Raw genomic sequence first — 10913 nt, forward strand, 5'->3', positions numbered from 1 at the left:
TCTACCCGAGCCCTGCACCCATGAGCACCACCCTGGCACCGATAGAACTCCAGCCCGCGAGCCGCAGCGCTTTCGGCGAAGGCCTCTCGCGCATGGACCAGGCCCAGAAGATCAAGCTGGGTCTGGGCGCACTCGCCCTGCTGGCGATCGCCCTGGCCTTTTTCTTCATGGGCCGCCAGCCCGACTACCGCGTGCTCTACGCCAACCTGGGCGACAAGGACGGCGGCGCCATCGTGGCGCAGCTCTCGCAGATGAACGTGCCCTACAAACACGCCGAGGGCGGCCAGGCCATCCTGGTGCCGGCGGACAAGGTGCACGACACCCGTCTGCGCCTGGCCTCGCAAGGTTTGCCCAAAGGCTCGGTCAATGGCTTCGAGCAGATGGAGTCCAACCGCTTCGGCATGACCCAGTTCCAGGAACGCCTGACCTTCCAGCGCGGTCTTGAGGGCGAACTCACCCGCTCGATCCAGTCGCTCTCCTCGGTGCAGAGCGCCCGCATCCACCTGGCCCTGCCCAACCAGAACGGCTTTTTCCGCGAACAGCAAAAGCCCAGCGCCTCGGTGCTGCTCACCCTGCACGCCGGCCGCACGCTGGACCGCGCGCAGGTGGCCGGCATCGTGCACCTGGTGGCCAGCAGCGTGCCCGAGATGAACCCCAAGGCGGTGAGCGTGGTGGACGACGCAGGCAGCCTGCTCTCGGCCCCCGCCGACGCACAGGCCCAGGGCGCCGACACGCAGAAGCTGCAGTACACCCAGCAGATCGAACAGCTCTACACGCGCCGCATCATGGACATGCTGGAGCCGCTGGTGGGCCGCAACAACGTGAAGGCGCAAGTGAGCGCCGACGTGGACTTTTCCCTGGTGGAGTCGACCAGCGAAGAGCACAAGCCCAACCAGAGCCCCGACACCAGCGCGGTGCGCAGCCAGCAGACGGTGGAAGACGGCTCGCCCGGCGCGGCCCAGCCCAACGGCGTGCCCGGTGCCGTGACCAACCAGCCGCCCGCCACCGGCACCGCACCCATCAACGGCGCCGCTGCGCCCGTGGGTGTGGCCGCTCAGGGTGGTACCGACAAGCCCGGTTCCATGCGCCGCGAGTCGGTGGTGAACTACGAAGTGGACAAGACCGTGAAGGTGGTGCGCGAGTCCAGCGGCCAGATCAAGCGCCTGAGCGCTGCCGTGGTGATCAACCACCGCACCACGACCGACAAAAACGGCAAGGAAACCACCGTGGCCATTCCGGCGGCGCAGCTGGAGCAGATGACCGCCCTGGTGCGCGAAACCATCGGCTTCAGCCAGGTTCGCGGCGATTCGGTGAACGTGGTGAACGCGCCTTTCAACGTGGAGAAGACCAGCGAAGTGGCCGAGCCGGCCTGGTGGCAGCAGGCCGAGAACCAGGAATTCCTGCGCGGTCTGGCCTGGCCGCTGGGCATGGTGGGCCTGGGCCTGCTGGTGCTCATGGGCATGGTGCGGCCGGGCCTCAAGCTGCTCAAGACACCGGTGGTGCGCAGTCAGACCGAAGTGCAACCGCTCAACGCCATGCTCAATGAAGCGCCGGAGCGCCCGGGCCTGCCGATGCCCAGCAACGAACCCACGCCCGAGACCCAGCGCCTCACCGATGCCAAGCGCCTCGCGCTCGAAAACCCCATGGCCGTCGCCAACATCGTGAAAGGCTGGGTCAACGGCGAGTCCCCCGCCTGACCCCGCTTGACCCCGCTTGACCCCGCTGCCACACATCACCTTACAGAGACACGCACATGGAAGACCAGGGAATCCAGGACGCCGCGATCTTTCTCATGTCGATTGGCGAGGAAGAAGCGGCCGAGGTGTTCAAGCACCTCAGTCCGAAAGAAGTGCAAAAGCTCGGCGAAACGATTGCCAAGACACGCTCGGTCTCGCACGATCGCGTGGACCAGGTGATGCAGAAGTTCACCGGCGCGGCCTCCTCGCAGAGCCTGCTGGTGTCCGACACCGACAACTACGTGCGCGCCGTGCTCAAGCGCGCGCTGGGCGACGACAAGGCTTCGCTGTTGATCGACCGCATCCTGCAGGGCGGTGACGTCTCGGGCATCGAGAGCCTGAAGTGGATGGACCCGGCCTCCATTGCCGAGCTGCTGCGCAACGAACACCCCCAGATCGTGGCCGCCATCCTGGTGCACCTCGAATCCGACCAGACCGCCGGCGTGCTGAAGAACTTCACCGAGCGCACGCGCAACGAAGTGATGCTGCGCATCGCCACGCTCGAAGGCATCCAGCCCACTGCGCTGAAAGACCTCAACGAGGTGCTGTTCAAGGTGCTCGCCGGTGGCGACAAGATCCGCAAGACCTCCATGGGCGGCGTGAAGACCGCGGCCGAGATCATCAACATGATGGGCTCGCAGATCGAGACCTCGGTGATCGATTCGATCCGCGAGTTCGACGCCGAACTCGCGCAGAAGATCATGGACAAGATGTTCGTGTTCGAGGACCTGCTCAAGCTCGATGGCAAGTCGGTGCAGCTGGTGCTCAAGGAAGTCTCCACCGATGCCCTGGTGGTCTCGCTCAAGGGCGCCACCAACGAACTGCGCGAACTGGTGCTGGCCAACATGTCCACCCGCGCGGCCGAAGCGCTGCGCGAAGACCTCGAATCGCGCGGCCCGATGCGCCTGTCGGAAGTGGAAACGCAGCAGAAAGAGATCCTGAAAATCGTGCGCCGCCTGGCCGACGAAGGCCAGATCATGATCGGCGGCGGCGGTGAGGATGAAGCTTTCGTATGACCGTGATCGGACACTGACCATGGCCTCCAAACCCAATCCCCATTCCCGCTTCATCCCGCGCGAAGAGATCGAGGGCGTTGCCGCCTGGCATTTCTCGGCCGTGGACGGCAGCGACGAGCATCTGCATGCGTCTGCCGGCGACAAGAACGAAGGCGTGACGAGCGAGGTCTTGCAGGAGGCGCGCCAGCAAGCGTATGCCGAAGGTTTTGAGCGTGGGCACGAAGCCGGTGGCCAGGAGGTGCGCGATGCCCTGGAAGCCACGGTGCGCAAGACCGCCGAAGAAACCGCGGTGCGCATGGCGCAGTTGCTGCACAACACCAAAGACCACCTCAAGAAGAGCGAAGAGAAGATCTCGCGCCACATCCTGGAACTGGCCTGCGACCTGGCCCGCCAGGTGGTGCGCCAGGCCATCGCCAGCGACCCGCAGCACCTGAAGCCCGTGATCGCCGAAGCCCTGTCGCAACTGGTGGACGACGGCCTGCCCGCCACCGTGCGCATGAACCCGGGCGACCTCGCGCTCATGAAGGGTGTGCTGCAGGAAACGCTCAACAGCCCGCTGCCCGAGTTCGTGGCCGACGCCCAGATCAGCCCCGGTGGCTGCCTGATCGAATCGAGCACCTCGGCGGTGGACGCCACGATTGAAAAACGCTGGTCGCGCGCCGTGGGCAACCTCGGCATGAACGTGGCCTGGAACCCGGGAAACGAAGATGTCTGACAGCACGTTCGGCACCGAGAGCCGCTGGGGCCATTTCATGGAAGACGTGCGCACGAACGCCAGCGTGGAAACCCCGCTGGAAGTGCGCGGCACGCTCACCCGCCTGGCCGGTCTGGTGCTGGAGGCCGTGGGCCTGAAGGTGCCGGTGGGTTCGCAGTGCCTCATCGGCAATGGCAGCAAACCGCCGGTGCTGGCCGAGGTGGTGGGTTTTTCCAACGACCGCGCCTTCCTCATGCCGGCCGGCGACACGCACGGCCTCTCCAGCGGTGCGAGCGTGACGCCGCTGGCGCCCTACCGCACCGTGCCCCGCGTGGGCCACACCAACAAGCCGCCCTCGCCCGACGACCGTGGCACGCTGCGCCTGCCGCTGGGCAAGGGCCTGCTGGGCCGCGTGGTGGATTCGCACGGCAACCCCATGGACCACATGGGCCCCATCACCGACGTGGACATCGAACCGATGGACCGCGCCCCGCTCAACGCCATGGACCGCGACCCGGTGCGCCAGCCGCTGGACACCGGCGTGCGCGCGATCAATGCGCTGCTCACCGTGGGCCGAGGCCAGCGCATCGGCCTGTTTGCCGGCTCCGGCGTGGGCAAGAGCGTGCTGCTGGGCATGATGGCCCGCTACACCAAGGCCGACGTGATCGTGGTCGGCCTCATTGGCGAACGCGGCCGCGAGGTGAAGGAATTCATTGAAGACATCCTGGGCGTGGAAGGCCGCAAGCGCTCGGTGGTGGTGGCGGCTCCGGCCGACGCGCCGCCGCTGGTGCGCATGCAGGGCGCGGCCTACGCCACGGCGATTGCCGAGCGCTTCCGCGACGACGGTCTCGATGTGCTGCTGCTCATGGACTCGCTCACCCGCTACGCCATGGCGCAGCGCGAGATCGCGCTGGCCATCGGCGAACCCCCGGCCACCAAGGGCTATCCGCCGAGCTGTTTCGCCAAGCTGCCGCAGCTGGTGGAGCGCAGCGGCAACGGCCTGAACGGCGTGGGCTCGATCACCGCCTTCTACACCGTGCTCTCCGAAGGCGACGACCAGCAGGACCCGATTGCCGATGCCGCGCGCGCCATTCTGGACGGCCACATCGTGCTGTCGCGCTCGCTCGCCGAGTCGGGCCACTTCCCGGCCATCGACGTGGAGGCCTCGGCCTCGCGCGTGATGCACAACGTGGCCGGTGCCGTGCACCTGGAGCTGGCGCGCAAGTTCCGCGGCGCGTATTCGCGCTACATCAAGAGCCGCGACCTGATCCAGCTCGGCGCCTACGTGCCCGGCAGCGATCCGGAGACCGACCGGGCCATCGTGCTCTACCCGGCCTTGCAACGCTTCCTGATGCAGGACATGAACGAAGCCGCCACCCTGCCCGAGAGCCTGCAGCAGCTGCAGGCTGCGCTGCAGGAAGACAAGCCCGGCAACGCCCAACGCCAGTCCCGCCCCCACCACAACCCCTATGAAGGCAAGCAGGCATGACCACGATCCAGACGCTCAACAAGGTCGTTGAAATCGCCGAGAAGCGCCGCGACGAAGCGCTCGGGGCGCTCGGGCAGATGCAGCGCGAACTGCAGTTGGCGCAGGACCAGATGGACCAGCTGCAGGCCTACGCGCAAGAGGCCGAGCAGCGCTGGGCCGTGCGCAGTGCCACCGGCGTGGACGGTGCCTTGCTCATGCACCACCGCCAGTTCATGGCCAAGATCGACCACGCGCTGGACTTCCAGCGCGGCGTGTTGCGCGAGCGCCTGGAGATCATCGAGCGCGCGCAGGGGCAGGTACACGTGTGCGAACGCGACGTGGCCGGTCTGCGCAAGTTCACCGAACGCAAACAGCTCGCGGTGCAGCACCGTGTGCAGCGCCAGGACCAGAAAAATACCGACGAGATGGCGCTCGCCATCCACCTGCGCCAGAGCATGGCCCGGGCACAACAGGAAGGCCTTCGCACATGAGCAGCACCACCGCCACCGCCAGCGCACCCAAACCGGTGGAAAGCACCGCCAAACCGGCGCAAGCCGGCGCACGCGCGCCCAGGGACAAAACCGAGGGCGAGGACATGTTCGCCAACCTGCTCGGTCTGCTGGCCAGCACCCAGGTGTTGCCCGAAGCCGCCACGATCGGCAGTGCTGCGCCCGCTGAGGCCCCCGCCAGCGACGCCGCAGCGCCCGACGGCTCCGACAACCCCTTCGCCGCGCTGCTGGGCTGGGGCTTGCCCGGCAGCGGCAAGGATGCATCTGGCCGGCCCGGTGGCACCGAAGGCGCGGGTCTGCCTGCCGCGCCCAGTGCCGCCGAGCGCACCACCGGCACCGGGAGCGACGGAAAGGTCGACATCTCCGACCTGACCCCGGTGGAGCCGACGCCGCTGGAGACCACTCCCAAGGGCCAGGTGGCGTTGCCGGCAAACGCGGTGCGCCCGGGTGCGCCCCACGTGCCCACGCGTGCGGCCGAGGTCGTGTCCACAGCGACCGCAGCCACCGCCGGGACGCCATGGCGCCAGGCCTCCTTGGCCAGCACCGAAACCGTGGCACTCCAGCAAGCGTCCAACCACATCTCACAAGCGCGCAGCACCGTGGCGCTCAACGAGCGCTTCGGTCTCACGCCCGGCGTGCCGCTGGCCGCCAGCGAACGGCGCGAATCCGGCACCGAGGGCCTCAGCCTGGCTTCCCCCATGGGTGCCGGCAGCCGCACGGCGGATGCGGCGCCCGCTCTGTCCGGCGCCACGGCGGGTGACGCCAACATGGGTTCCGACAACACCGGCCCGGACGCCCGCGCCTTCGACCAGGGCGACGGCCAGGCCGACAACCCCTTCGCCGACGCAGGTGCCGCCGAAGAGCCCACCGTGACCCACTGGGGCACGCAGCACCTGCGCCACGCCAGCCTGCGCGTGGCCGGCGACGCCGGCGAACAAGCCATCGACATCCAGCTCTCGATGAAGGGGCAGGAAGTTCAGGTGGCGTTCAACACCGACAGCGCCGAGGCCCGTGCCTCGCTGCGCGAGAGTGCGGGCGAGTCCTTGAGCGACTTGCTGGCGAAAAGCGGTATTCAGCTCGGTGGTGTGTCGGTGGGGGCGCAGGGCCAGCCCGGGGCGCGTGGCGACGATGGCGCGGCGCGGCAGGGCGGTGTTCGTGGGGTGGCATCTGCGGCTCGCGAGCCGCTCGCACCCTCGAACCGACCTGCTCAGGCAGCCCCACGAGCCGACGGCAGCCAGCCGCTGGACGTCTTCGCCTAGGGCCACGAACGGCTCCCACGAACCCTTGAATAAGCGCCTTTTCAGGCGCTTATCTGATGACTGGCCCATGGGCCCCGGCCCAATAATTCTTCAAACCCCACACGTTTTCCGCGTGTGACGCCCTCCTCCCGCCGGGGGCCATTTGAAGGATGACCATGTCTGCTGCTGCCGCCACCGCCCCCGCTGCCGAAGCGCCGAAAAAGAAGAGCAAGAAGCTGCTGTTCATCATCATCGGCGTGGTGGTGCTGGCCCTGATCGGCGCTGCAGCCGCGCTGTTCATCCTCAAGAAGAACACCGCCGAAGACGACGAGTACGCCGACGACGAGCCGGTGGCCCACGTGGCCAAAGACCCGAAGACCGCACCCGTCTACATGCCGCTGGAGAACATGGTGGTCAACCTGGCCGACCCCGGTGGCAACCGCTTCATCCAGCTTGGTCTCACGCTGCAGCTGCAGGATGCCAAGACCGAAGCCGACGTGAAGGCCTACATGCCCAGCATCCGCAGCGACATCCTGCTGCTGATCTCGCAACGCACCGCCGACGAGATGCTGCAGGTGCAGGGCAAGGAAAAACTGGCCAAGGACATCATCGCGGCGGTCTCCAAGGAAATGGGCTACGAGATGCCCGAGCCGGCTGCCGCAGAAGAAGGCGCACCCAAGAAGAAAAAGTCCAAGGCCGCACCCAACCCGGTGCAGGCCGTGCTGTTCTCCAGCCTCATCGTTCAGTGATCCGGACACACCACCATGGCTGACGCATTTCTGTCCCAGGAAGAGATCGACGCCCTGCTCGAAGGCGTCACGGGCGAGAGCCAGAAGCTCGCCAAGGAAGACGCGCCCACCAGCGGTGTGCGCGACTACAACCTGCAGAGCCAGGAGCGCATCGTGCGTGGGCGCATGCCCACCATGGAGATCGTCAACGAACGGTTCTCGCGCAACCTGCGCCTGGGCTTGTTCAACTTCATCCGCCGCAGCCCCGAGATTTCGGTGGGTGCGGTGCAGGTGCAGAAGTACAGCGCCTTCCTGCGCGAGCTGGTGGTGCCGACCAACTTCAACATCATGGCCATCCGCCCACTGCGCGGCAACGGTCTGGTGGTGTGCGAACCCACGCTGCTGTTCGGCGTGATCGACAGCCTGTTTGGCGGCAATGGCAAGTTCCACACCCGCATCGAGGGCCGCGACTTCTCACCCACCGAACAGCGCGTGATCAACCGCCTGGTGGACGTGGTGTCCGAGGAATACAAGAAGGCCTGGCGCGGCGTGTACCCGATCGAGCTGTCGTACCAGCGCTCGGAAATGCAGCCCCAGTTCGCCACCATCGCCACGCCCAGCGAGATCGTGGTCTCCACCAGCTTCACGCTGGAGATCGGCGACATCACCGGCTCCCTGCACATCTGCATTCCCTACGCCACGCTGGAGCCGATCCGTGACGTGCTGTATTCCAGCGTGCAGGGCGACGCCATCGAGGTCGACCGCCGCTGGGTCAAGCTGCTCAGCCACGAGATCCAGGCCGCCGAGGTGACCATGGTCGCCGAACTGGCACAGACCGATGCCACGGTGGAGCAACTGCTGGCCATGCAGATCGGTGACTTCATCGAACTCGATCGCAACCCCACCATCCAGGCGCATGTGGACGGGGTGCCGATCTTTGAAGGCCAATACGGCACCCACAAAGGCAAATACGCACTTCGCGTGGAGCGCAATCTGCGCGGAATCGATACGAACTGGCTCGGAGAAAACCATGTCCACTGACACCCCTTCACAAGAATCCATCGCCGACGACTGGGCGCAGGCCCTGGAAGAGCAGGCGGTCACCAGCGGCGGCGCCAACGACGGACCGCACGTCTTCGACGCCACCGCCACAACCGTGCCCGCGGGCTCGGGCAACGCCAGCGGCAACCCGATGCACGACATCCAGATGGTGCTGGACATCCCGGTGCAACTCTCGGTGGAACTGGGCCGCACCCGTGTGCCGATCAAGTACATCCTGCAGCTCGCCCAAGGCTCCATCGTTGAACTTGATGCGCTCGCCGGTGAGCCCATGGACGTGCTGGTCAACGGCTACCTGATCGCCCAGGGCGAGGTGGTGGTGGTGAACGACAAGTTCGGCATCCGCCTCACCGACATCGTGACCCCATCCGAGCGGATGAAACGCGTCAGCCGGACCTGATCCATGTTGCAAAACGCGATGCCCGCACTGCTGTTGCTCGCCTTGATGGTGGGCCTGGCCTTCGCCCTGAAGTGGGCGCGCCGCCGCCTGCCCGGCATCGCCGGCCACGGCGGCCCGTCGCTGCACGTGCTCTCCAGCCTGTCGCTGGGGCCGCAGCAACGCGTGGTCACGGTGCAGGTGGGTGAAGGTGCCGACCGCATCTGCCTGGTGCTGGGCGTGGCCGCAGGCAGCGTGACCGCGCTGCACCAGATGCCCCTGCCGGCCGAGTTGCCCGCTGTGCCTGCGGATCCCTCTGCGCCCGCCTCCGGCTTTGCTGCGCGCCTGACCCAATTCATGAAAGCTCCCAATGCGCCGCGTTGATGTTTTGCGAGGCGGTCTGATCTTCGGCGCACTCGCGTTGTGCGCCGTGGGTGTCTGGGCCCAGGCCCTGCCGCTGCCCACACCGCCGTCGGCACCCACCGCCGCCGGCCCCTCGCTGCCGTTGATGATTGGCCAGGGCAGTGGCAGCACCAGCTACTCGGTGCCGATCCAGACCCTGCTGTTCTTCACCGCGCTGTCCTTCCTGCCGGCGGTGCTGCTGCTGATGACGGGTTTCACCCGCATCGTGATCGTGCTCTCGCTCTTGCGCCAGGCGCTGGGCACACAATCGGCCCCACCCAACCAGGTGATCGTGGGCCTCTCGCTCTTTCTCACGTTGTTCGTGATGGGCCCCACGCTGGACAAGGTGTATGCCGACGCCTACGAGCCTTACTCGCGCAACGCCATCACCTTCGACCAGGCGCTGGACCGTGGCCAGGCACCCATGCGGGCCTTCATGCTCAAGCAGACCCGCCAGTCCGACTTTGAACTCTTCGCCAAGCTGGCCAAGTTGCCGAACGAGGTCACCGCCGAGACCGCGCCGTTTCGTGTGCTGGTGCCCGCCTTCGTCACCAGCGAACTCAAGACCGCCTTCCAGATCGGTTTCATGATCTTCATCCCCTTCCTGGTGATCGACATGGTGGTGGCCAGCGTGCTGATGTCGCTGGGCATGATGATGCTGTCACCGGTGCTGGTGGCACTGCCGTTCAAGCTCATGCTGTTTGTACTGGCCGACGGCTGGAACCTGCTCATCGGCTCATTGGCCGCATCTTTCGCACAGTAGGTAAAACATGGATCCCCAAGCCGCTCTCACGATGGCGCAGAACGCGCTCTTCATGTTGCTCATGGTGGCAGCGCCGGTGCTGGCCACGGTGCTGGTGGTCGGCCTGGTGGTGAGCCTGTTCCAGGCCATCACGCAGATCAACGAGGCCACGCTGGCCTTTGTGCCCAAACTGATCGCGGCCATCGCGGTGTTCGCCATCGCCGGGCCGTGGATGATGACCACCATGGTCGAGTTCATCCGCAGCACGATCTTGTCGATCCCGAACTATGCGATCTAGAGCCAGCGTGGCGAACTGACCATGCCCACGTTCACCGAAGCGCAGGTGATGGCGCTGGTCTCGCCGGTGTTCTGGCCTTTCCTGCGCATCCTCGCCGTTTTCTCCAGCGCCCCCATCTTCTCGTCGCGCTCGGTGCCGCTGCGCACGCGCGTGGCGCTGGCCTTCATCGTGGCCGTGTGTGCACAGGCCGGGCTGGGCGATCAACCCATGGTCGCGCTCAACGACCCGCAGGCGTTTTCGGTCGTGATGCAGCAGGTGGTGGTCGGCATCGCGATTGGTCTGGCGGTGCGCATCGTGTTTTCGGCCGTGGAGCTCGCGGGCGAGATCATCGGCCTGCAGATGGGCCTGAACTTCGCAGGCTTCTTCGACCCCACAACCAACGCGCAGTCGAGCACGGTGGGCCGCTTTTTCGGCAACACCACCATGCTGCTGTTCGTGGTGATGGGTGGCCACCTCATGCTCTTGCAGGCGGTGATCGCCAGCTTCAACACCTTCCCCGTGGGCGGCGGCGCGCTTGATTCGGTCAACCGCATGCAGCTGCACGAACTCGGCGCCGTGGTGTTCCGCTACGGCCTGTGGATCGCCCTGCCCATGATCGGCATGCTGCTGTTCGTCAACATCGTGCTGGGCTTCGTCTCGCGCATCGC

The 10913-nt window shown here is 66.3% G+C and carries 13 protein-coding genes; all 13 read left to right on the top strand.

From position 1 onward, the window contains the following. Nucleotides 1-20 precede the first annotated feature (20 nt). Complete coding sequence (gene fliF / locus Q0C59_RS15915) at nt 21-1697, top strand: flagellar basal-body MS-ring/collar protein FliF (RefSeq protein ID WP_291217265.1); 1677 nt, start codon at nt 21-23, stop codon at nt 1695-1697. A gap of 56 nt (nt 1698-1753) precedes the next feature. Next, on the top strand, nt 1754-2752 hold the full coding sequence (fliG, locus tag Q0C59_RS15920) for a flagellar motor switch protein FliG (protein WP_291217267.1): 999 nt from the start codon (nt 1754-1756) through the stop codon (nt 2750-2752). Nucleotides 2753-2771: 19 nt separating this feature from the next. After that, a complete protein-coding gene (locus tag Q0C59_RS15925) occupies nt 2772-3467 on the top strand; it encodes a flagellar assembly protein FliH (protein WP_291217269.1) in 696 nt (231 codons plus the stop codon). A gap of 37 nt (nt 3468-3504) precedes the next feature. Then, on the top strand, nt 3505-4935 hold the full coding sequence (gene fliI / locus Q0C59_RS15930; protein ID WP_291217292.1) for a flagellar protein export ATPase FliI: 1431 nt from the start codon (nt 3505-3507) through the stop codon (nt 4933-4935). Next, nucleotides 4932-5405 carry a flagellar export protein FliJ gene (fliJ, locus tag Q0C59_RS15935; protein ID WP_291217271.1) on the top strand — a complete coding sequence of 158 codons (474 nt, stop codon included), beginning with the start codon at nt 4932-4934 and terminating at the stop codon, nt 5403-5405. Before fliI ends, fliJ begins: the two co-directional genes overlap by 4 nt. Further along, on the top strand, nt 5402-6682 hold the full coding sequence (locus Q0C59_RS15940; RefSeq protein ID WP_291217274.1) for a flagellar hook-length control protein FliK: 1281 nt from the start codon (nt 5402-5404) through the stop codon (nt 6680-6682). Before fliJ ends, Q0C59_RS15940 begins: the two co-directional genes overlap by 4 nt. Before the next feature lie 155 nt (nt 6683-6837). Continuing rightward, nucleotides 6838-7410, top strand: coding sequence for a flagellar basal body-associated protein FliL (gene fliL / locus Q0C59_RS15945; protein ID WP_291217275.1), 573 nt, complete (start codon nt 6838-6840; stop codon nt 7408-7410). A 15-nt stretch (nt 7411-7425) separates the two neighbouring features. Then, nucleotides 7426-8430 (top strand): flagellar motor switch protein FliM, encoded by a 1005-nt coding sequence (fliM, locus tag Q0C59_RS15950; protein ID WP_291217277.1) that lies wholly within the window; start codon nt 7426-7428, stop codon nt 8428-8430. Next, complete coding sequence (fliN, locus tag Q0C59_RS15955) at nt 8420-8848, top strand: flagellar motor switch protein FliN (RefSeq protein WP_291217279.1); 429 nt, start codon at nt 8420-8422, stop codon at nt 8846-8848. The genes fliM and fliN overlap by 11 nt, the downstream gene beginning before the upstream one ends. Before the next feature lie 3 nt (nt 8849-8851). Continuing rightward, a complete protein-coding gene (locus tag Q0C59_RS15960) occupies nt 8852-9208 on the top strand; it encodes a flagellar biosynthetic protein FliO (RefSeq protein WP_291217282.1) in 357 nt (118 codons plus the stop codon). Further along, nucleotides 9195-9989, top strand: a complete 795-nt coding sequence (gene fliP, locus Q0C59_RS15965) for a flagellar type III secretion system pore protein FliP (protein ID WP_291217284.1) — start codon at nt 9195-9197, stop codon at nt 9987-9989. The genes Q0C59_RS15960 and fliP overlap by 14 nt, the downstream gene beginning before the upstream one ends. 7 nt (nt 9990-9996) lie before the next feature. Beyond that, entirely contained in the window at nt 9997-10266 is a 270-nt protein-coding gene (gene fliQ / locus Q0C59_RS15970) for a flagellar biosynthesis protein FliQ (protein WP_291217287.1), read from the top strand. Nucleotides 10267-10287: 21 nt separating this feature from the next. Further along, the coding region (locus tag Q0C59_RS15975) for a flagellar biosynthetic protein FliR (protein WP_291217290.1) at nt 10288-10913 on the top strand (626 nt) is incomplete at its 3' end.

The organism is Hydrogenophaga sp., from assembly GCF_022844385.1.
In the GTDB taxonomy this organism is placed as follows: Bacteria; Pseudomonadota; Gammaproteobacteria; order Burkholderiales; family Burkholderiaceae_C; genus Hydrogenophaga.